The organism is Halodesulfovibrio spirochaetisodalis (genome assembly GCF_001672295.1).
Classification (GTDB): Bacteria; Desulfobacterota; Desulfovibrionia; order Desulfovibrionales; family Desulfovibrionaceae; genus Halodesulfovibrio; species Halodesulfovibrio spirochaetisodalis.
Window position 1 is genome coordinate 40,953 of sequence record NZ_JXMS01000019.1, and the last position, 22,805, is coordinate 63,757.

Annotated in this window: 15 protein-coding genes; 3 read left to right on the forward strand and 12 right to left on the reverse strand. The window is 46.4% G+C overall.

Annotated elements, in window-relative coordinates; genetic code table 11:
* Positions 1-263 precede the first annotated feature (263 nt).
* The 3 genes from SP90_RS11060 (at position 264) to SP90_RS11070 (ending at position 6,943) form a co-directional block, all read left to right on the forward strand.
* Positions 264-3,398: an AsmA family protein gene (locus SP90_RS11060; protein ID WP_066855966.1), complete on the forward strand. Its 3,135-nt coding sequence runs from the start codon at positions 264-266 to the stop codon at positions 3,396-3,398.
* A 250-nt stretch (positions 3,399-3,648) separates the two neighbouring features.
* Positions 3,649-5,349 (forward strand): two-component system sensor histidine kinase NtrB, encoded by a 1,701-nt coding sequence (locus SP90_RS11065; protein WP_066855969.1) that lies wholly within the window; start codon positions 3,649-3,651, stop codon positions 5,347-5,349.
* Complete coding sequence (locus tag SP90_RS11070; protein WP_066855972.1) at positions 5,339-6,943, forward strand: sigma-54-dependent transcriptional regulator; 1,605 nt, start codon at positions 5,339-5,341, stop codon at positions 6,941-6,943. The genes SP90_RS11065 and SP90_RS11070 overlap by 11 nt, the downstream gene beginning before the upstream one ends.
* 187 nt (positions 6,944-7,130) lie before the next feature.
* Here the strand turns inward: SP90_RS11070 and SP90_RS11075 are convergent, their stop codons facing one another.
* The 12 genes from SP90_RS11075 to SP90_RS11130 all read right to left on the reverse strand — a co-directional run bounded on the left by SP90_RS11075 (position 7,131) and on the right by SP90_RS11130 (position 22,797).
* Complete coding sequence (locus SP90_RS11075) at positions 7,131-7,541, reverse strand: hypothetical protein (protein ID WP_066855975.1); 411 nt, start codon at positions 7,539-7,541, stop codon at positions 7,131-7,133.
* A 143-nt stretch (positions 7,542-7,684) separates the two neighbouring features.
* Complete coding sequence (locus tag SP90_RS11080) at positions 7,685-8,698, reverse strand: OmpA family protein (RefSeq protein ID WP_066855978.1); 1,014 nt, start codon at positions 8,696-8,698, stop codon at positions 7,685-7,687.
* Between the two features lie 337 nt (positions 8,699-9,035).
* Entirely contained in the window at positions 9,036-10,331 is a 1,296-nt protein-coding gene (locus SP90_RS11085; protein WP_066855981.1) for a MerR family transcriptional regulator, read from the reverse strand.
* Positions 10,332-10,349: 18 nt separating this feature from the next.
* The gene (locus SP90_RS11090) at positions 10,350-10,886 is read right to left on the reverse strand and encodes a GNAT family N-acetyltransferase (RefSeq protein ID WP_197498793.1); all 537 of its coding nucleotides are present in this window, start codon (positions 10,884-10,886) and stop codon (positions 10,350-10,352) included.
* Positions 10,887-11,241: 355 nt separating this feature from the next.
* Positions 11,242-12,603, reverse strand: a complete 1,362-nt coding sequence (locus SP90_RS11095) for a dihydrolipoyl dehydrogenase family protein (RefSeq protein WP_066855988.1) — start codon at positions 12,601-12,603, stop codon at positions 11,242-11,244.
* Positions 12,593-14,041, reverse strand: coding sequence for an aminomethyl-transferring glycine dehydrogenase subunit GcvPB (gcvPB, locus tag SP90_RS11100; protein ID WP_066855991.1), 1,449 nt, complete (start codon positions 14,039-14,041; stop codon positions 12,593-12,595). Before gcvPB ends, SP90_RS11095 begins: the two co-directional genes overlap by 11 nt.
* Positions 14,041-15,375 (reverse strand): aminomethyl-transferring glycine dehydrogenase subunit GcvPA, encoded by a 1,335-nt coding sequence (gene gcvPA, locus SP90_RS11105; protein ID WP_066855994.1) that lies wholly within the window; start codon positions 15,373-15,375, stop codon positions 14,041-14,043. The genes gcvPB and gcvPA overlap by 1 nt, the downstream gene beginning before the upstream one ends.
* A gap of 15 nt (positions 15,376-15,390) precedes the next feature.
* Positions 15,391-15,774 carry a glycine cleavage system protein GcvH gene (gene gcvH / locus SP90_RS11110; protein WP_066855997.1) on the reverse strand — a complete coding sequence of 128 codons (384 nt, stop codon included), beginning with the start codon at positions 15,772-15,774 and terminating at the stop codon, positions 15,391-15,393.
* Positions 15,775-15,961: 187 nt separating this feature from the next.
* The gene (locus SP90_RS11115) at positions 15,962-16,366 is read right to left on the reverse strand and encodes a response regulator (RefSeq protein ID WP_066856000.1); all 405 of its coding nucleotides are present in this window, start codon (positions 16,364-16,366) and stop codon (positions 15,962-15,964) included.
* Positions 16,367-16,514: 148 nt separating this feature from the next.
* A complete protein-coding gene (gene pgm / locus SP90_RS11120) occupies positions 16,515-18,161 on the reverse strand; it encodes a phosphoglucomutase (alpha-D-glucose-1,6-bisphosphate-dependent) (RefSeq protein ID WP_066856003.1) in 1,647 nt (548 codons plus the stop codon).
* 281 nt (positions 18,162-18,442) lie between these two features.
* Complete coding sequence (locus tag SP90_RS11125; protein WP_066856006.1) at positions 18,443-21,919, reverse strand: PAS domain-containing hybrid sensor histidine kinase/response regulator; 3,477 nt, start codon at positions 21,917-21,919, stop codon at positions 18,443-18,445.
* On the reverse strand, positions 21,919-22,797 hold the full coding sequence (locus tag SP90_RS11130) for a transporter substrate-binding domain-containing protein (RefSeq protein WP_066856009.1): 879 nt from the start codon (positions 22,795-22,797) through the stop codon (positions 21,919-21,921). The genes SP90_RS11125 and SP90_RS11130 overlap by 1 nt, the downstream gene beginning before the upstream one ends.
* Positions 22,798-22,805 lie beyond the last annotated feature (8 nt).

The following is a 22,805-nucleotide window of genomic DNA, read 5'->3' on the forward strand; positions in this document are numbered from 1 at the left end:
ATACTCCATCATGTTCGTCTTGCGTAACATACTGAGAGAACAATACCAAACCAGGTTTGTTGCAGTTGTTACGTAATTTAGTTGTAGCTGCTTTACAGTGAAAAAATGAATGTAAATAGGTTATTAACTGTATGCAAACCAACCTGTATGGTAAGGGGTATATCTTTTGCCGTCTTGCTAACTCGTATTTGCTTTATTGTCTGTGTATAGTAAAGTGGCTTTTCGAACAGCATTAAATCAAAATTTATGTATAGAGGTTTGCAGTGCGTCCAGTAACACGTATCGTACTTTATTTACTCCTTTCTATTGCCGTGTGTATCGGCGGTATCTTTGCGTATGCGGGATGGTATATACAGTCCTCCAACTTTCCGGAGCTTATTGAACGTACATTGAGCGATGCTACCGGATATGAATGGAAGATCGGTGGTGACTTGGATCTGTCCATTGTTCCTTTAGCATTTGAAGCTTCTGATGTGCAAATTATTGATCCGGAAACACAGAAAAAATTTGTTACAGTTGGCGGTATCCAATCCAGTGTAGATATACCGGAGCTTTTTGGCGGAAAGTTGCTTATTGACCACATTAACTTGCAGGATCTTGAGCTTATTCTTTCAGATAAACTGCTTGAACGCGAGAGTAAAGAGGATGTGGCCAATGTGGATATCCAGTTTTCCATGGGTGACCTTGCCGGAGAATTTGACCTTCAGGGCATAGAAATCCAGCGGGGCAAAATTGTCTTTGAACGCGGTGAAGATGCCAGCAGAGAATATCTTGCGCTATCAGACCTGAATCTGCAAATGGAGTTTACTGAGAAGACAATGTTTAATCTCTCAGCTGCGGTTGAGAGTAATGTTATCCCTACTAAAGGCCGTTTGAAGCTGGTGGGTGAAAGTGATCTTAACACAGCAACGCTTACAGCGGAGAATGTCCTTGGTTTGGTAGAGTGGCAGGGCGATATTGAACTTGAAGGACGCACTGTTTCAACGGCACTGAATGCACAGTGTTCACTCGACTGGCCTAACCGCCTGCTGCGTCTGGAAGAAGTGCAGGCTGCGGTGGCAAAAGGGCGTCTTACGTTTGCTGGTAAAATAACAGACATCAGCAATGCTGATTGGAAGCTAACCGGTGATGCGGAAGTTCAGGATTTGAGCTTGCCGTATTGGTTTGGCTTCACAGAAAATTTACCTACAAGCCTGAACCATGCTTTGGACAGCATTGACGGTACGCTTTCTATTGAGATGACCAAAGATCGTGTATGGTCAGAGAATTTGCGGGCAACAGTTTTGGGTATGAAGCTCGCCGGTGTTGGTGGAGTGAAAGATTTTTCAAAACCTGTCATCTATATTGATGCCAAAGGCGACAATGTGGATGTGAATAAGATTTTTCCAGAAATCGGTCTGAACCCACCAAAGGTGTTGCCAAAACCGAGCAGCGATGCACCTCCTATCTTTCGTTACGAGCCGGACGATCCTGCAAAACCTAAGGAAGAATCTCTGGCAGAGCTTTCTGTCGGGTATGATATCCGTATTGGTGCCAAAAATGCTACTGCCTATGGATTTAAGGTCGGTGACCTTGCGTTTCGCTGCTGGCCTGCACCGAATGAAGATACGCTGACTTCGTACACTATTGGTAAAGCGTATGGCGGTAGCGTGGACTCTGTTTTGACCATTGCGGACGACTTGCGTCTGGAGGCTACTGTAAAGAATGTCCAGACACAGGAGATCAGCCGTATTCTTACTGGTGATTCCGTCATTGCAGGTGTTGCTAACGGTAAAATTGATGTGCGCGCGAAAGCTCGAACTGTATACGGTCTTGCCGCAGGTCTTGGTGGTAAGATTAATGTTGTATTTACTGACGGTTATGTGAAGTCACTTCAGAGTAAGAATGCAAAAGGTGAAAATTTTTCCAGACAGAGCTTCTTTAAACGTCTGAAAATAGATTTGAGCGGTAAGAGTCTCAGTAAGAAACCGGATGAGGCGGGATACGACCTGCCGTACAACTGGGATCTGTCAGTATTGTTTGAAGCCAAGAAGACTGACGACTCATACCTTACGCATATTAAAGGTCCTATAACCATGAGCGCAAAACGGGTGCTGCCTGTGCGCGGCACTGATATTGATCTTGATGTGACATGGTATGGGAAAATGGAACGTGCCGGACAGATTGTTCCGCTCTCAGCACGACTGGTAAGTAAAAGCACATACAATCTGGAGACAGAAGAACTCTCCATACGTAACGGTATGGTCGCTTTTGATAACCAGCGGGTAAATATCAACGGCAACGTGAAAAAGTTTATCGGATCCCCTGAGTTTAAAGGTTCGTTTGTCGGCGGTAACGTGAACTTGCGTCCTCTGTTGCAGACAATGAACCTGCTGCGCTGGCAGCCGCGTGACCCTACGGCGTTTACGAACGCGAGTCTTCGCGGTGATGTTGATCTGCGTAAGGGGCGGTATGCCTTATATAATGTAGTCGGCACCATTGATGAAACGGAAGTGCAAGGTTCCGGCCTTGTAAACCTTAATGGCGCTGTTCCTACGGTGCGAGCAGATTTTGCGCTGGGTGATGTTATGCTAAAGCGCTATTTCCCGCCGGATAACGTTGATTACCGTTCCAAGATTTTTAACAAAAATCAGTGGCAGCTTGGCTGGCTACGTGAAATTGATGTGAAAGGCAGTCTGCGTGTCGGAAACTTGCGTTTCGAACCAATTGAATTGCAGAACATCGTTACGCCGGTAGATATTGGCAACGGTAGAATACAGATAGGGCCGCTGGAAGCCGGGCTATATCGCGGCACATTCTCCGGTGAGTTTGTGGGTGTGCTACAGAACAAGCTTGAAAGCCGCCTTGTGGCAAATGCCAATGGAGTAAACCTTGCTCTTGCTTCCAGAGGTGCAGCAGGAGAAGATTACCTTGGCGGAATTGCCACCGGTTATGTAGAAGCGACAGGTAGCCTGAGCTCAAACTATGACATTCTGGCAAGCCTTAACGGTATTTGGGGTGTTGCCATCAAAGACGGTTTCTTCGGCTTCAGTAAGAATAAAAAAGGTGAGATTGAAAAAACAACGTTTACCTCTGCGGTAAGTGACGGAAGTATTCGTCAGGGCATTATGAGCAGTAATAATCTCGCTGTTACGTCCTCCTTTGTGGATATGCGTGGCGGCGGTAATATCAATCTGCCGAGCAGGACAGTAGATTACAAGGTTAATGTAACTTACGCACGTATTCCAACTGTTCCTGTGACCATCACTGGTAGCTGGGACAATCCAAAAGTTACTGTGGATGGACTGAGTGTACTTCCGCAAACAGTCGGTAAAATCGGTGGTGGTATTTTCTCCATCTTGAAGGATACACTTTTGATTCCATTCCGTGCGATAGATCTGCTTCCATCACTTCGCTAATTGAAATGAGTCTTCTTGTGCAGTAGGTTGCACAAAACGACTTGTGCAAAAGTGAAATAAGATGCACATTGGTCTTCAGCTGTTACAGCTGAAGACCTTTTTTTATGACAAAATGTGTAATAATTTGCAGGAATAGCAACGGGTGTGCAAAAAAGATCACTTTGGCACGTCTTTTTCATATCAAGAATATATTTACTCATAGTCAGAAGCAGCATTACCGGATAGTGGTGGGTTGCGGATCAGGATATACATGGAAATTGCAGATTTAAGTAAAGAGCGAAGTACGATTATTATTGCGATAGTTACCCTTATTACTATCGGACTTTCGCTTATCGTCTCTACAGGGCAGACATTACGGCAGCAGGAAGAAGCACGGTTGCAGCATCTTCAGTTGACAGCGCGCTCAGTTCTTCAGTCGGTGGATATTTCACTACGTACCGGTATTCTTACACAGAACGGACAGGTGGCGGGGTTGCCTAGTACTGCCAAGTTCTTTCGTGAGTTGCAGAAGAGTGGTGAAGTAATGTTTGTTGGCTTGCTTGATGAGAAGGGCGGTCAAATCCTTTCCTCTCTTGAGGGGGGTGAGGCAAATACAATTCTTTTCCCGCAACAGGCCATTCCAACTATGGTACAGTCCGGTACATGGAGTGGTATCGCAAAGTTCGGTAAACACCGTGTGTATGTGTATGCAAAGCACAGCAAAGGGTTGGAAGAGCCTTCTCTTGAACCTGATGCTCCACCGCGCAATACGTTTCTCGTTGTTGGTCTTGATATGACCAAGCATTTTGCAATTTATAAAGGCTTCAAGCAAAACGCATTGTTTCAGGCTGCATACATTCTTATAGCTGCTATTTTTACATGGGCATTGGCTATGGCGTTGCTTAAACGTCGTGAACTGGCAGGCAAAGCCTTGCAGCTTGAGCGTTTTCAGGCTCGTCTTTTGGATAACCTGCCCGATGGTCTGCTCATTGTAAGTCCTGATAATGTGATCCGTGCAGCCAACCCTGCTGCGCATACTATTTTTAACGCCAAAGGCAGCGGGCTGGCCGGGCTGTCCGTTTCTTCCTTGCCGGAAGACTTGGCAAACTGCCTGAAAAATTTACCGGATGAATCCAATGCGAACTGGGAACAGGTTACTGTTCAGGGTACGCACATGGAAATTCTATCCGTTCCACTTAAAGAGCATAAAGAAGCTGGCTCAAGATTAGTGCTTGTGCGTGACAGAACCCGTTTTCGCGAGTTGGAAAAGAGCTTGCAGGATGCGGAGAAAATGGCAGCGCTTGGTACTGTTGCCGCTGGTATGGCGCACGAAATTCGAAATCCTTTGAGTGCGCTTCGCGGTTTTGCCCAGTATTTTGCCAAGAAATTTAAGGGCAGTGAGCCGGATGAAACATATGCTCAAACGATGATTACTGAAGCAGACAGATTGAATCGCGTTATTACAGACTTACTCTATCTTTCCCGACCGCGAGCGGTGCAGAAAGAAGAGGTAGATCTTATTGAGCTTGCTGAAGGTATCAGCAACCTGCTGCGGTTCGATCTGGAAGCTAAAGGAGTACAGCTTGAGGTGAGTCTCGAGTCCTCCTATGTGCAGGCTGATGCTGATTTGCTTAAACAGACCCTTATTAACTTGATGCTGAACAGTCTTGACGCACTGGATGCTACAGATGGCGAGCAGAAGCAGATTCATATTGCCTCTGCCTACGGCGAAGACGGGGTATGGATTTTCGTGCGCGACAATGGTCCGGGTATGGAGAAGCAGCAGATCGATCAGGCCTTTGAGCCATTCTTTACCACTAAATCAAAAGGTACAGGACTCGGGCTTGCACTGGTTCACAAAACTATGATGGAGCACGAAGGTAAGGCATTGATTGAATCTAATGCCGGACGCGGATGCACCATTGCACTCTTTTTCCCCGATGAGGAAGATGAGGAACAATATGTCATATAATAAACAACTGTTGGTGATTGATGATGAACCTGCACTGCGCATGATGGTGCGTGCTGTTGTGGAAGACGCGGGCTGGAACGTTGCGGAGGCAAGCTCCGGTGAGGCCGGTCTTGAATATCTTGCAGCGCACAACGTTAATGTTGTTCTTCTGGACATGCGTATGACAGGGATAGACGGCAGTGAGACGCTTGCTATCATTCAGGAAAAGTATCCTAACCTGCCCGTCATTATGCTGACCGCGTTTGGCACAGTAGGTTCTGCTGTTGAAGCCATGAAGCGCGGTGCATTTGACTATCTCAGCAAGCCTGCGGATAACGATGAGCTGATTGCTGTCCTTGAAAAAGCCTACACGCATGGCAGACTGCTGGCAGAGAATGAAAATCTGCGTAAAAAATTTATCGGCAATGACCCTTCGGAAAAAATTATTGGCGCCTGCGATGCCATGGACGATTTGCTTGAGCTTATCCGTCAGGTGGGGCCTACAGAAGCAACCGTGCTGGTCATGGGTGAATCAGGAACCGGTAAGGAACTGATCGCTGAGGCTCTGCATGAACGCAGTAACCGTGCTGCCTTCCCGATGGTAAAGGTAAACTGCGCGGCGTTGCCGGGTAATTTGCTTGAAAGTGAACTTTTCGGGTATGTCCGCGGGGCGTTTACAGGCGCAGTAAAAGATAAGCCCGGACGTTTCCAGCTTGCGAAGGGCGGGACACTATTCCTTGATGAAGTAGGCGAAATGCCTATTGAACTTCAGGCAAAGTTGCTGCGCGCCTTGCAGGAGCGTGTTGTTGAACCGCTTGGTGCTGTGAAGCCTGTAGAAGTGGATGTACGCATCATTGCGGCAACAAACCGTAATTTACGTGAATCTGTTGCAAAAGGTGAGTTTCGCGAAGATTTGTATTTCCGTCTTAACGTGCTGGAACTTGTTTCCCCGCCATTGCGTGATCGTTTAGAAGATTTACCGCTTTTGGTCAGCAGATTACTTGATAAGTTAGGACGCAAGAACCGTAAAAGCGTTCGAGGGGTGAGTCCTGATTTTATGCAGAAACTCACCATGTACTCCTGGCCGGGGAACGTTCGAGAGTTGGAAAACGTGCTCGAACGTGCACTTATTCTTTCACGCTCTGAAATTTTAAATGTTGAATCGTTACCACCGTTACTGATGGAGCCTCCGAAGCCTGTTCAGTTGCCGCAGTCACAATTTGCACAGCAGGAAGGTATGGCAGCAGGGCAGTCCTATTCTCAGCCGAACTATGCAGCGCCTTCCGGTACTGATTACGGTGCTGGGCAGAACTCTTTTACCCCGACAGATTTCACACGCACTGACTTCAGTCAGCAGAATCCATACAATAATCAAACAGGATATACCGGACAGCAAGGCTACAATGGACAGGCTTCCGGTATGCCGCCTCAGAACGGAAATGGTAACCGGACTATTTCCCGTCCGAAAACACTTGATGATGCTGAACGTCAGGCGCTTATAGAAGCGCTGAATGCCAATGGCGGGCACAGGGAGCGCACAGCAGATGCCTTGGGAATCAGCAGGCGTACCTTGCAATACAAGTTGCGCAAGTACGGATTGACTAAAAGAAGCTAATTAACAACTTCTTTATTTCTCTGATTACTTGATAGTTGAAATTGGAAAAGTAAAAAGACCTGACGTGTCTCATGTCAGGTCTTTTTTTTTGTAAAGTGAATGGGAAAAGAAACATCAAGCGGTGGTGCGAAGTATCACTCAGAAGAGGGCCAGACTAGTGTCAGTTCGCCTGATGTGTGGCTATGTTCTATTCCCAGTGTCCGTTTCGGTATTGCCGAATTTTTGTAACGCGATTTCTTTGAACAACCCGGAATGGCTGCTGCATAACAGACTCTTTTGAATCACCGACAGCCTCATACGTTACTTTGATGTATTTGAATACGCCAACATATGTTCCTGTTTCTTTATCCTTATGCACTGCGACGTTGATGGTGTCTTTTTTTAAATCGCAGTACGAACGGATCCATTTCCCGTTCGGGAGTTTACCTGTTTCTACTTTACCGCCGCAATCAGGCATTTGGCTGCACATAGTGTCGATGTTTTTTGCTGCGTGACTGCGTAGTGTGTTCTCAAGCTCCTGCTGCGTAACTGCTTTTGATGGTGTATTGAGCAGGGTTGTGACACACGCAATAACAAACAAAACCAGAACCTTTTTCATGTAGATCTCCTGAAAGATTGATGACAAACCAAATGTTTTTGCTGCGGTAACAAACAGGGGCTACCCGCCGTGGGTATTGTCATTTTCAGTTAGTTGCGCACAAAAGCCCGACAGCCTGAGCTGTCGGGCATTTTTTGTATGTACTAATTGAGCAGGATGTTAACGCGACGGTTGCATCTGCGTCCTTCTGCTGTTTCGTTAGTGTATTCTGGATCAGATTCGCCTTTACCAATCACTTTGATACGATCAGCTGGTACGCCTTTCATAACAAGGTAATTGCGGACGGCTGTTGCACGGCGCAGTGACAGACCAACATTGTACTTAGCTGTACCGATGGAATCGGTGTGACCGATAACGGTGGTGCAGCTTTCGTTGCACATGATCAGTTTTGCTGCTTGATCAAGAATTGCACGTGCTTCTGGGAGGATTTTAGAGGAATCGAAGTGGAAGAGCACGTTGTCAATCTGGATCACATCTTCAACAACTTCAACAGGAGTGTAGAATACGTCAACCATGAACTCGTTGAATGCTACAGGGTCGTTAAGCAGAGTTTTACCGTCTGCTAATACGGAGCAAGAGTTAAGGTTGAAGAGTTCCATCATGGTCTCGCTGCCTTTTGCAGTGTCTGCAAAAGATACGAAGTGTACGCAGATGTCAGGGTTGGCATTGTAGAAGCCCATAAGGGATTCAACAGGATCCGGACCCATGTTGTTCACGCCGTCAGAAATAAGGATCACAGCACCTTTGCATTCCATTTGGGTTGCCATAGGTGTGAGAAGCTGGAATGCTTCACCGATCTTGGTCCAACGTGCGCGGATTTCTTTGTCAGTAGTAATGGAGTTAATAGCTCCTGACATTACGCCTGGATCATACTGTCCGTATGCAACAATAGGTTGGAAAGGAGTGAAGGTTTGAGCTGCTGCCATCATGCATGGGAATGCAGGCATAGCTTTGTTGATCATCTGTGCCACGTTTTTGGCAAGAACGATCTTTTTCAATCCTGTTTGCGCTTCGTGCATCATCATGGAGCCAGAGTCGTCAATAAGGAAGTTGAAACTGGCAACTTTAGGTTGAAGGATGAACTCTTGCGCCTGGACTACGGATGTCGCAAACAACACAAGAGAAAGCGCAATAAGCAATGTTCTCTTAATCGTCATACTGGTCCCCTCCGGCTAGTATAGTTTTCTGGTTTAGGTCAAAATTATGCGTGGTCAAGATGTAATATATGGCAACCAGAGGAGTGGGACAAGGATGTTTATGAAACTATGTGCTTATTTTCATAAGAATAATTCGAGTAAAGAAAGTAAAATGATTTTAGAAAGAAATTTTGCATGCAGATTTTTCCAATAGTGCATTAACTTTTTGTTCAAATATTCGATAGTTAGAGTCTGTTATATTTCACTAAGTGTTTTTTACGTTCTTTTTAAGAATTATTACGTATAGTTAAAGTAGTGTTTTGATCTAGTATGAAGCGTACTGTAATACAAAGGCAAATTACTGGTTTTGCATTATATAAAAATCATATCCGTAATATCCTCTATGGGTTCTGTAGAGAGCTATTTCACGGCGGGTGAGCTCCAGAATATCCGCTGCATATGGCTGTTTCAGCAATTTGGGTGGAAGGGCATTCAGGTGTTTTTCTAATCTGTTGTAGAAGGTGTCCCAATCTTGTTGGCGGAGGGTAAAGGTGCCTTTTAGGTGGTAACCAGCTTTTTTTATGGCATTAATGTTTGATTTTGTATCCCGCATAGCGGGGTATGCCTCTTTCCAAAAGTTGATCAGATCTTCGCTGCTGGTTTTTTTCAGCCATACAGCTTCACTTATTACAAGGTAGCCTTTGGAGGTAAGAAACTGCTTCCAGTACGTAAGAGCTGCATCAAACCCCATAATATAGGCTGCACCTTCAGACCAGATAATATCAAATTGTTCCGCTTCATATGGCAGTTTTGCCATGTCTTGTTTCTCTGCAGTGATGCGGTTTGTGAGGCCTTCAGCAAGGGCACGTTGGCGTGTTTCTTCAACAAAAGGAGGGTAAATATCGATGCAGGTGATGTTGGCGTTGCTCATATGGGCGAGATCGACAGTGTTTGCACCGCTGCCGCATCCGATATCCAGTAATTTAGGAACGGCTGGTAATTCTGAGCACAAAGTAAAAGCGCGGAGGGTTTCCTCGAAGCTGCCGGGACCTTTTCTCTCAATGTTTTCATAGAAGCGGAAAAAAGTGTTCATGAACTCTTCAGATGCCTGCTGGAGTTTTAAGATGGATTGCGGAGCCGCAGCCCATGAGCGGATCATGGCAATTTCTTTTTCAGGCAGATGCAAATCTTTGAGAAACGAGGCGTGTTCATGAGGATCTGTCCGTTCGAAATCAGTGTGCCATTGGCGCATTTCTTCTGTGCTTAATCCGGCATCTGCAAACATGGTTGTCCATGCTTCTGTATTTTGAGGGGTAGTTGTCGGCAGGGCAGATTTTTGAAGTAATTCTGCCACAATCCTGTATTGATTTTGCAGGGAAGCTATCTCTTCATTCAGGCTTTCAAGCCGGTGTTCAAGCACTGTGGCTGTTTCTGATGTTGTTTTGGAACTCAGAATTCGAGCAATGCTCTTTAAGCTTAAACCTGTTTTTCGATACATGCAGATTCGACGTAGTGTTTCTGCGTCGTTGTCTGTGTAGTAGCGATAAGCACCTTTAGTATGGTGGGAAGGGGAGAGAAGGCCAATGGAATCATAATAGAGGAGTGTACTTCTGGATAAGCCAAATTTTTTGGCAAGTCTGCCGACTGTATACATAGTAATCGCCTTGGTTAATTATTCGCGCCAGTGCTCCGGCTGGTTCAATATGTCAGAAACAACGACTGTCCCTGATATTGTTGCTGGGTTTGTGTTGTCTAATACCTGCATCATCCATGCATCCCGATGCTTTTCAGGGATGGGATATGGAGCATCTATAGCGCGTGGATAAACAGGAGCAAAACCGTATTTAGGGTAATACCCGGGGTGACCGAGGACAAAGACAATACTGACGCCCTCTTTTTGTAACCTTTTCAGGCCTTCTTGTATCAGTTTGCCACCGATGCCTTGGCTCTGGGCCTTGGGCACAACTGCAAGAGGTGCCAGGATAGAAGCTTTTATTTTAGTGTCGCCTATCATGACGGATGTGAACAAAATATGCCCAACTGCTTCGTCCCCATCAAAAGCTAACAGGGAAAGCCTTGGTTCAGCGGTTGGGTCATTTAGTAAATCCTTAACCAACTCTGCCTCTTTGTTATATCCAAAAGCCTCTTCCTCAACACGCATGATTTCTGAAAGATCACTGTGCTCCGTTTTTCTAATACTGATATTCATCATTTAATCCTTATCTAGTTTGAAGGTGAGAAGCGTCCCGCTACTTTCCTAACGATGGGTAAGGTCTAAAGTATGAAGTTATAGACAGGTCAACAGCATTACGTTTTTTTATAGTTAGGAGCTAAGGATATTGATTGTATTCTTTATTTGTAATTTCTCATAGTTTTGAATGAGTTGATATCGTACCCCTCTCTGTCTGAGTCATTACCCAAAAAAAATGGAAACGGCTGGCGGTAAACCCTGTTGAAATGTTTCCTCAGAGCCGCCCGAAGTGCATGCCAATGGTAAGAGCCACGGTTAAAATATCAAAAAAAAGACCGCCTCAAAGAGACGGTCTTTCGTGTGTTGTGTTTTTTTATGCAGGCTTGCGCGGTGCAATCAGAGCCATTTCCAAGGCTTCGTCAAGCGTTGGGTGCGCCCAGATGATGGAGTGTACATCTTTCAGTGACCATTGTTGCTTAACCATGATGGTTGCGCCGGTTACAAGGTGGGATACCCCGTGACCGATAGCAACGATGCCGTGCACCTTGTTTTCAACCCACAGTACTTTTACAAATCCTTGGGTAGAGCCATAGGACTGTGCGATGGAGTTTGCTACAAGCATGGCTGTAGATGTTTCTACGGTATGGCCTGCTTTCTGTAGTTCTGCAGTATTCGGACCTACACGCATTACTTCTGTATGACCGTAGATACATGCCGGCATAGGGCCGGACTCGTATGCTGCGGTAGTTTTACCGCTCGCATGGTCTACAGCGTAGCAAGCCTGATGGTCTGCTGCATGTGCCAGCAGGGTTCTACCGTTAACGTCACCGATTGCGTAGATGTTCTCTGCTGCAAGCAGATGATCATCTGTGGTGATCCATCCTGCGCCTACACATTCAATACCGGCAGCCGCTGCATTAAGCTCCTGAGAGGCAGGAGTTCTTCCTGCAGCCATAAGTGCTTTGTCAGCAGTTAATGTCTCGCCGGATTCGAATGTCAGGACAGCATTACCGTCAACTGTTTTGAGGCTCTGTACTTTTTCACCAGTACGGATGCCCCATTTCTCACGCTTAAGGATTTTACGGAATGTATCACCAACATCCGGATCTTCGCTTGGCGCAAGGTTAGGCAATGCTTCTACAATGGTGATTTTAGTGCCGAGGCGGCTGAAAAAATCACCCATTTCGAGACCGATTGCGCCTGCACCTACGATGATAAGAGACTCAGGAGCCTCTGTCAGCGTAAGGACGTGGGATGAGTTGAGAACGCAATCTCCATCCGGTTCCAGTCCCGGAAAAGCGGAAGGCATGGAGCCGGTGGCAATAATCAGCTTTTTAAATGTAACCTCAGTAGAGCCTTCATCGTTGGTTACGGTGATGGCAGTAGGAGAACTGAACGCAGCAGTGCCTTTAAGGATATCTACGCCCAAGCTGATAAGTTGTTTTTCTGCAGCAGAGCGAGTGCCTTTAATGAAGCGGTCTTTTTTCTGCACCAGAGACGGCAGAGAAAAGTCGAGGCTTCCTGTGACAGTTTTCGCTTTTACCTGTGTATGCAGCAGCGGGCTTGCCGCTGTTGCACCAAGGAACATCTTAGTAGGGATACAACCCCAGTTAAGGCATGTTCCACCAATATCGGATTTTTCTACAAGTGCGGTTTTCAGTCCGGCTGTTGCTGCTCGAGTGGCAGCTTTAAGCCCGCCCGGACCGGAACCCACTACAATCAGATCATACATCATCGGTCAACACCATTTCACGCGCAGCCTTTGTTTCGTCAAGGCGGCGAACAGGGGTATTGCGAGGTGCTTCCAGAAGAGACTGCGGATCTGTTTTTGCAGATTCAAGAATTTCAATAAGGTCATCAAGGAAGATATCGAGAGTTTCCTTGCTTTCAGTTTCAGTAGGCTCAAACATCATGCATTCTTTTACAATAAGCGGGAAGTAGATGGTAGGAGCGTGGTGTCCTTTTTCCAGCAACGCTTTTGCAATATCGAGAGCACGTACGCCGCATTCAGACTGCTGATTGCAAGCTGAAGCTACGAATTCGTGCATGCAGATGCGGTTGTACGGAATGTGCATATGGTTTTCTAAACGCTTACGCATGTAGTTAGCGTTCAGAACCGCACGTTCTGTAGCTTGGGTGAGTCCTTCACCGCCAAGGCGGAGCATGTATGCAAATGCTTTGAGCATTACAGAGAAGCTGCCGTAGAACGGAGATATATGTCCGATGGACTTTGGATTGTCCGTATCAAGGTAGAATGAGCCGTCTGCTGCTTTGGCTGGACGATGGTTCGGCAAGTATGGCTCAAGGCGGGCACAAACACCGACAGGACCGGCGCCCGGGCCACCGCCGCCGTGCGGGGTAGCAAGGGTTTTGTGTACGTTGAGGTGTACTACGTCGAATCCGACATCACCGATACGCATTTTACCCATAATCGCGTTAAAGTTTGCACCGTCATAGTAAAGGAGTGCGTCAACTTTACGTAATTTTTTTACAATCTGTGGAAGATGGCTTTCAAACAGGCCGAGTGTGTTCGGACATGTCATCATAACGCCAGCTACATCTTCATCAAGAGCAGCTTCAAGTGCTTCAGGGTCTACGATGCCGTCTTTGGATTCGATGTTAACAACTTCGTAGCCGGCAAGCACCGCTGATGCAGGGTTGGTACCGTGTGCAGCGTCAGGGCAAATAATTTTGGTTTTCTTGTTGCCCTTGTCTTTGTGGTACGCAGCAATAATGAGTGCACCTGTAAGCTCGCCGTTGGCGCCTGCCATTGGCTGGGATGTGAAAGCATCCATGCCGGTAAGTTCGCAGAGCATTTTTTCTGCTTCATACATGGCTTCCAGACAACCTTGAGTGTACTGGGTGCCTTTAGGAAGCTGTGGCAGTGCTGGGTGTGGGGATGTGAATCCTGGCAGTGCTGCCACATACTCTGTGAATTTCGGGTTGTACTTCATAGTACAGGAGCCGAGCGGGTAGAAGTTGGTATCAACACCGTAGTTGAGTGTGCTCAGCTTGGTGAAATGACGAACAACATCAAGTTCACTGACTTCAGGTAAGGCAGGGCGTTTGGCGCGCATGAGCTCTTTCGGAAGAAAACGCTCAGCACGTTCTTCCGGCATTGGCGGCAGACATGCGGTACGACCCTGAACGGATTGGGAAAAGATGGTTTTCATTAGAGAATACCTCCCAACAGTTCGGTGAATACACCAATCTGTTCAAATGAGTGCAGCTCAGTACAGGCAACGAGGAGAACATCATCCATGCCCTCGTAGTAACGTCCGACAGGGAAACCGGTAACAAACCCTTTTTCCATAAGTGCCTCAATAGCTTCTTCAGCTTTGATCGGCAGGCGGATGGCAAATTCGTTACCAAATGGCGCAGCGTTCAGCAGTTCAACCCCTTCGATCATGGTCAGACGATCTGCAAGGTAATGCGCGCGCTCCATGCTTAATTCCGCAGTACGGATAAGCCCTTCAGGGCCTAGCAGGGACATGTGAATAAGGGCGCGGAGTGCGCACAGAGCCTGGTTGGAGCAGATGTTGGAAGTCGCTTTTGCACGACGGATATGCTGCTCACGAGCTTGCAGGGTGAGTACGTAGCCTGTTTTTCCGTCAACATCTTCTGTACGGCCGACAACACGGCCAGGAATCTGGCGAAGAAGTTTCTTGGTGCAGGACATGACGCCGAGGTACGGGCCACCGAAAGCAAGAGGCTGTCCAAGGCTTTGTGCTTCTGCAACTGCAATATCAGCACCCATTTCTCCAGGAGTTTTCATGACAGACTGCATGACCGGATAAACGGAGATAATGCCGAGTGCTTTGTTTGCGTGTGCATGTTCAAACAGTTCGGTAAAGTCTTGAACATTACCGAAGAAGTTCGGGTTCTGCACAACTACACCGGCGCATTCGCCGTCGATTGCTGCTTTGAGGCCTTCCATGTCGGATAAGCCGTCTTTGTGCGGTACTACAACAATATTGATATCGATATTGTCGGAGTAGGTGTCCAGCATTTCACGGTAAATCGGGCTGACACATTCATCAACAACGATTTTGTTGCGCTTGCGACCTGCACGCACAGCCATCATGACTGCTTCGAAAATAGCGGTACCACCGTCATACACAGAGGCGTTGGCAGCATCCATTTCAAGCAGACGGCAAACAGCTGTCTGGAATTCAAAAATAGCCTGAAGAGTACCCTGTGAGGATTCTGGCTGATACGGAGTGTACGCAGTGTAGAACTCACCACGACCTATAAGGTTGTCAATCGCTTTCGGGATGTAGTGGTTGTAAAATCCGGCACCGAGAAAGCTTACGAGGTCAGTTTTGTTCTTGCCTGCAAGCTGTTCAAGATAGGTGCAAGCTTCCATTTCGCTCAACCCCTGAGGGAGGTCAAAGCTTTTTGGACGCATATCTGCCGGGATGTCAACAAACAGGTCTTCAATGGTTCTGACGCCGATAACGTCGAGCATTGCCTGAACTTCATCAGAAGTATGCGGAGTAAACGGCATAGTGCCTCCTTTTTTCTAGTGTGCTTCGCTAGCTACCAGCTCTTCATATTCAGAAGCAGAAAGGAGACCTTCCGGTTCGCCGGAGAGTTTAACCTTAATGAGCCAGCCACCTTCAAAAGGAGATTCGTTTACTTTTTCCGGAGCATCTTCGAGCTCTTCGTTAACAGCGATGATTTCGCCACCTACTGGAATGTAGAGTTCACTTGCAGCCTTAACAGATTCGATGGAACCCATTTCATCACCAACGTCCAGTGTGTCGCCAACTTCTGGAAGTTCTACAAAAGTGATGTCGCCAAGCTGTTCCTGAGCAAAGCTGGTAATGCCGATGACAGCTTCGTCACCTTCAACTTTAGTCCATTCGTGGCTTTTGCTGTAAAAAATGTTTTCTGGGTAGGCCATTGGAGTCCTCCTGAAAAGGTTGTGTTGTTGTGTGGATATGGTTTGTTTGTCTTGTTATGACAGAATAAAAGTGTCTAACAGATACTTGCGTCATAAGTCTAATTTGAAGGAAAAACAATGGCCAGATCACATAAAATGTTGGATCTGGCCATTTTTTTTATCAAAAATTGATGGATTGAGCGCTCTCTCAAGGTTCGAGACGAACTCCAAGATTTTGGATTTCTTCTATGAGCACTCGTTTGCGGATAGGTTTTACAATGTAACTTGTTGCATCTCCAAGGAAAAATGCGTCATGGACTTCCTGACTGTCATCAAGGCCGGATATCATGATCACTTTTGCACCTTCCGGTGGCAAAATGCCGTATTCTTTTTCAAGGTCGCGGATTTCACGCAGGGCATCCTGTCCGTCAATATTCGGCATCATAATGTCCAGCGTAATCACGTCGTAAGGCTCTCCAGCCTCAAGCGCCTGGCGAAAAGCCTCAACGCCTTCTTCTCCGTCTGCTGCGAGATCGGAATACCCGTATGGATGAAGGATTTTTTGCACGAGTCGGCGGCTGTCGAAATCGTCATCAACAATTAGAAACTTCATTTGGGAAACCTCCATATGGACTATCGCTATACCATTACACCGACTTTTTGCAAAGCGTCAGCGGATTATAACCTGTAGCAGACAAGATACTTACGGGCTCGAAGGAGAGAACGCAAGGCATCAATAGGGAGGTTTTTTTTGACAGTAACTAGACTCCGGCAGCTTTGAATGCAGCAGAAACCATGGCCTGCGCTTCTTTTTGTAAGAGTGCGAGATGATCCTTGTCCTTAAAACTTTCAGTATAAATTTTGTAAATATCTTCAGTTCCTGAAGGGCGTGCTGCAAACCAGCCTGATTTAGTAACGACTTTTAATCCTTCAATAGAAGCGCCGTTGGCAGGAGCCTGAGTCAGTTTTGCCAGAATCTGCTCACCTGCAAGTGTATCGGATTCTATCATTTCAGGTGACAGCTGCTTCAATGCAGATTTTTGTTCCGGTGTAGCAGGAGCCTGTAGGCGTTCATACAGTGGTGTCCCGAATTTTTCTGTCATGGCGTCGTAGTGCTGTTGCGGGTCTTTACCGGTAACAGCAAGAATTTCTGCAGCCAGCAGGTTCAGGATGATCCCGTCTTTGTCTGTTGTCCATACGGTGCCATCTTTGCGCAGGAAGCTTGCACCAGCACTTTCTTCACCGCCGAATCCATAACTGCCGTCAATAAGTCCCGGAACAAACCACTTAAAGCCTACCGGTACTTCTGCAACTTTTTTACCCAGAGATTCCACGACAAGGTCGATCATGTGGCTTGAAACAAGTGTTTTGCCAACTACAGCGTCTTCTTTCCACTGCGGACGATGTGTAAACAGGTATTCAATGGCAGCAGCAAGGTAATGGTTCGGGTTCATCAGCCCTTTGCTGCAAACAATACCGTGTCTGTCTGTGTCAGGGTCATTGCCACAGGCGATGTCATAATGGGGCTGAAGACGGATCATGTCTGCCATTGCCCATGGTGAGGAACAATCCATACGGATAACACCGTCTCTGTCCATAGGCATGAAGCGGAACGTCGGGTCAATTTCTTTGTTTACTACTTCAATATTCAAACCGTACCGTTCGGCAATAGGCTCCCAATACGCTTCGCCTGCACCGCCAAGAGGGTCTACACCAATGCGGATACCAGCTTTTTTGATGGCTTCCATATCGATAATATTTTCAAGATCATTCACATACGGCGTGCGGTAGTCATAGCGCAGAGTGGTTGGAGCCTCCAGTGCCTGTGCAAGAGGAACACGTTTTACTTCGCTGTTATTGCCGCGGATAAGTTCATTAGCGCGATCTTGTACCCATTTCGTGGTCTTTGTGTCTGCCGGCCCACCATTTGGTGGATTATACTTGAACCCACCGTCCTGAGGCGGGTTATGGGATGGAGTAACCACAATACCGTCAGCCTGATCATTATGATCTCGGTTGTATGTGAGGATAGCATGGGAGATGACCGGAGTAGGGACGTATGCGTCGTCTTTTTCAATCTGCACAGTCACTGAGTTTGCTGCCAGAACTTCCAGCGCAGTCTGATGGGCTGGTTCTGAAAGGGCGTGGGTGTCTTTGCCCATAAACAGAGGGCCTGTGTAGCCTTCTTTTTTACGATACTCACAAATAGCCTGTGTTACCGCAGCAATGTGCATTTCATTAAAACTTGCATTAAAGGCAGAGCCTCTGTGTCCGGAAGTGCCGAAGGCTACTTGCTGTTGCGGCTCATTTGGATCCGGCAGCACCGTGTAGTAAGCTGTAACAAGTTTTTGGACATTTATAAGATCTGACGGAAGTGCTTTTTTACCGGCTTTTGGACTGATTGCCATTGTATGCTTCCTCATTATGTTAGTCTGTGTAATTTGAATCTACAGGGTAGAATAGTATCACGGGGTATTTTGCTGGCGAAAGGATAACTGTTTCGCATGGGAGATAGGTTATGCGGGCTGTATCTCTTGCCAATAGTCGTTGGGTTGGCCAGGTAGGGCGTATTTATCAGCAGATAGTAAAAAGTAAGCTAAAACTGTTGTGCTGCGGTGTTGATGTACTTTAGAGGAGGTTACAGCAAGGTAAGTACGGGCAGCATGCGGTAATAAATGCCACTTTGAGATTATGAGACGTTCTTTTCGTCGTGGCGAGTAAGATATTCTGTAACTTCGTCCATAGACCCTTGAGCATGTTTAATGAACGTTTCAAGCAGCAGGCGGGCTTCATCCAAGTCTCCTTCACGTGTCAGGTGCTCCATCTGTTGAGCTGTGAATGCGAGTTTAGTTGCACCTACAGACCCCATAGTTGCCTTAAGTGTGTGGGCAATACGGGAGACTTCCTTAGAGTCATTGTCGGCAAAAGCTGACTGTAAAAGCTCCAGTGTTGCCGGGAGAGACGACAAATATGTTCCAAGTACTTTGGTGACGATGTTGAGCTTTCCATTGACCATATCTTCTATGATTGCAAAATTTACGTGCATTTCAGTAGTAGAATCCTGTGCTTTTAGCAATGCTGAATCCTGTCCGGCAGTCTGTGAGCGGGAGACTTGAGTTGTAAAGACGGAACGCAATATTTGTTGCAGTGAATATAAAGTAATAGGTTTTTGAAGCCACTCGGTGACTTCTCCATCGTGGAAGTTATCTTTGGATGTAACAGAGTCGTGCGCACTGATTGTTACAATTGGAATAGAGGTATCAATTTCCGGTACTTCACCTGCTCTGATACGTTTGATCGCTTCAAGGCCGTCCATGACAGGCATCTGTACATCCATCAAAATAATGTCAACATCAGTGCACGCCAGCATTTCAAGTACCTGCTTACCGTTTTCAGCAAGATAGACGGTATGCCCGTCTTCTTTAAGCATTTGCATAACCACTTCCTGACTGAAGAGGTTGTCTTCAGCCACCAGTACATTGAGTGATGGCATTGGAGGTACTTCTGTGTGGGATTCGGTGCAGAAGAGCGGTGCAGAGTCTGTGTTTTCAGATGAAACATGACACGGTATTTGAACCGTAAAAATTGAACCTTTATTCAGAGAGCTTTCTACACTGATGGAGCCTCCCATGCGTGCTGCAAGGCGTTGGGAAATTGCTAACCCAAGCCCGACCCCACCGTGTGCTGCTGCAGTAAAGTGTTGCAGCTGGGCAAAACTATCGAAAATTTCTTCCAGTTTATCCTCGGGAATGCCGATGCCTGAATCAGTAACAGCGCAAGTGAGCAATACCTGCTCTTCCTGAGTAGTTTCGCTTGTATCCCCAACAGGAACTTGTGTTGTTGTGTTTTTAATCGGGATCGCAGTGCAGGAAACGTTCACCTTGCCTTCATTTGTAAACTTTATGGCGTTCCATATAAGGTTAACAAGAATCTGCTTAATACGTTCTTTATCTCCTGTAAGGAAGGGCGGAACAGACTCTTCTGTTATCACGTTGAAATCAAGATTCTTTTTTAATGCTTCTCCGCGCATCAGATCGCGAATGTTGCACATCATTTCCGGTAAGGAAAATGGTGAGAGTTTGAGTGAAAGGGCGTCTGATTCTATGGCAGAAAAGTCGAGCAAGTCGTTGAGCAAAGTAAGGAGGGAGCTTGATGCCTTGTAGAGAACTTCCATATTACGGTGACGGTACGGGTCAGTCTCTGAGCGTAGGCTGAGTTCAGATATGCCGATAATGGCGTTCATAGGCGTCCGTAGTTCGTGACTGATATTTGCCAGAAAGTTGTTTTTGGCAATGTTCGCTGCTTCTGCGGCCTCTTTGGCAGCAATAAGATTTTGCTCTGCTTCTTTTTGCACGGTGATGTCGCGTACTGTTCCTTCAAAGCGAATTGACCCGTCTGGTGCTGTTCGCAACCGTGCGCTTTCCATTACCCAGAGAGTTCTTCCGCTTTTTGTGCGGATTTGTGATTCAAAATTTGAAACAAAACGCTTTTTCAGCATGATGTTTACGAATTCGGAGCGCCGTGTTGAACTGACGTAAAAATGATTTTCGAACCCTCGAAAAGAATTACGCATTTCTTCAACAGATGAGAACTCAAAGATATTTAAAAACGCGGGGTTGGCATTGAGGATTTCGCCGGAAAGGGTACTCTGAAATATACCGTCTTGCGCATTCTGGATGATGTCACGGTAGTTTGCTTCTGTTTTTGCCAGTGCTGCCAGAGTTTTCTGTTGATCTGTAATGTCTTCAAAACATTCAATAAGCCCTGTTATCTGGCCGAAACCATCGAGCATTGGTTCTGTATTTTTGATGATGGTACGCAATTCGCCGTTTTTTTGCCTGAGAGAGTGGCGATTACCGCATGTGGGAGCTTGCCTGTATGGTGAAAGGGCGCATTCTTCCTTGCAGGTATCCAGAAATACTGCTGAACACGGACGACCGATCATCTCAGCAGCTTTGTAGCCGGTCAGTTCTTCAGCACGCTTGTTCCAGCTGTCTATTTTTCGATCCAGCGTAATGGTAAATACGGCGCTAGGCACAACATGTGTGAGTTGCTCCGCTTTTTGGCGTGCTGTAAGGGCGCGAATCTCAGCTTTTCGTCGGACAACGATTTCTTCCTGTAATTTTTTGAGATGCTTTGCCGTGGATTTTTTACTGTCAGCGGCCTCTTTAAGGCTGCGTGCCAGTGAGGTGTTTTTAATGAGCACGTGGGAAGCAATGGCAATACTTGCTGCTGCCGCAAGGAAGACTCCGTAAAAGATAAGAAGAATTCCGTCTGAAAATTGCCCACGCGTAAGCTTTGATGTTTCTATGAAAGAGATTGCGGTGATCTTTCGTTTAAGGACAGGCATGAGCCGCATGGTCATAGGAACCGGCTTACTATTAAGGTGGGCTGCATTGTTGATTTCCATTAATGTATATGGCGGAGCGTTTAGCAGCTTTTTGATAGAAAAATGTAGTGTTTCAGATGTGGTAAGCTGAGAGAATGGAGTACGTTTGTAAACAAGGACAAGGTTGAATTGTTCTGAATTCTGGAGCAGGCGGAGGTATTTTTCTATGGCGGAAGAGGACATCGTTGCTGTGAGTTCACCGACGTGTCTGCCTCGTATGACGTATGGAATGGAGATAGATAGCTGGCGTTGTATACCTCCCTGCTGCAAAGAAAGAGGTTTGCTAGGGGCAACAGAATACCCTTCAGAAACAGTAGAAACGCTTACAGGGGCACCACTGCGGTTGCTCGTGGTAGCGCGAATGCGCATTTGAGATTGGTAGTCTACAAAATTAACTTCAGAGAAAATGTATTCTCCTTGTACTTTGTACTCAATGATGAACCGCTGCAGTACCGCTTCGATATCCGCCATAATGGCGAGCATCCCATAGTCCAGTGAGATGCCGAGTGCTTTGTTGTGAAAATAACTGGAAAAAGCCTGTGCGGATGCAAGCGTTCGCAAATCCCTGTTACGTTCAGCGAAATAGCCCTTAAATGCACTTGCTACTTTTTGCGAGTCATTAATAAATTGTTGCTGCTTAATCTGCTGCAATGAGTACTGAGAATGATGAAGAAGTATACCCAGCACCAAGAAGGCGCATACTATGATTGCACAGAGTGTCAGTATGATATTGAATGATTTTTTACCCGAAAAAAGTTGTTCAAGCGGTTTGCTCATTATGGGGAACTCTTCATAAAGAATTTGTTAAAATAAATGTATGAGTTCGGGTAATAGCAATTGACTAGCTTTCTGTATTCTCCGCTTTCCCATAACTTCGTGAAAAAGACGTTGAACTTTTCTTTGAGTTCAGGGGAATCCAGTGCAAATGCGACACCCATGTTCTGCTGTCTGGCAATTGGCCCGATAATTTTAAACGAGTACGGCCATGTCTCTAATGCCATTAAAGCACTGGGGGATTCCATGAGAAAAATATTATATTTGGAAGTGATGAACGATATGGGCTGCTTCATGGACTGCAGGGCAACATTCTTTACTGCACCGGCAATGTTTTGAAGGTGGGGGAAGAGGCGCACGTCAATGCAGATATTCTCTATGCCGTACACGGTTTTTTTAGATGTTTTGGCAATGGTTTTGATAATATCTTTGGACAGATTTCCTGTGGGAGAGATGGGTTGAATGTCTGCCTTAGGCTTTGCCAGCAACCAGACTTGGGCAGTAAATGTAGGGAGGGAAAACAGTACGTGCTGTTTGCGATTTTTGAGGATTGTCAAACCGCTTGCAAGGACATCGCCTTTAACGGAAGTTGTTGTGTTTGAGTGCACGTCGAAGCCCGTAAGGTCTGGGATAGCGTTCGTCCATGTCGTTGGAATAAATTTGTACGTAACTCCGATGTACTCTGAAAAACGCCGCATGAGAGCGCAATCGAGTCCGTCTGCATTGGTATCGGCAAAACGTGCATAAGGAACGCCAAGGTGACGTAGTTCTCCGCGGGCGCGGATTTCAGAAAGGGTGATACTATAGCTTGTGGAGTGGAATGAAAGAATAGAAAAAATGCAGAAAATGAGAGCGGTGAGCCCTGCTGGTAGCTTTATCACAAAGAAAC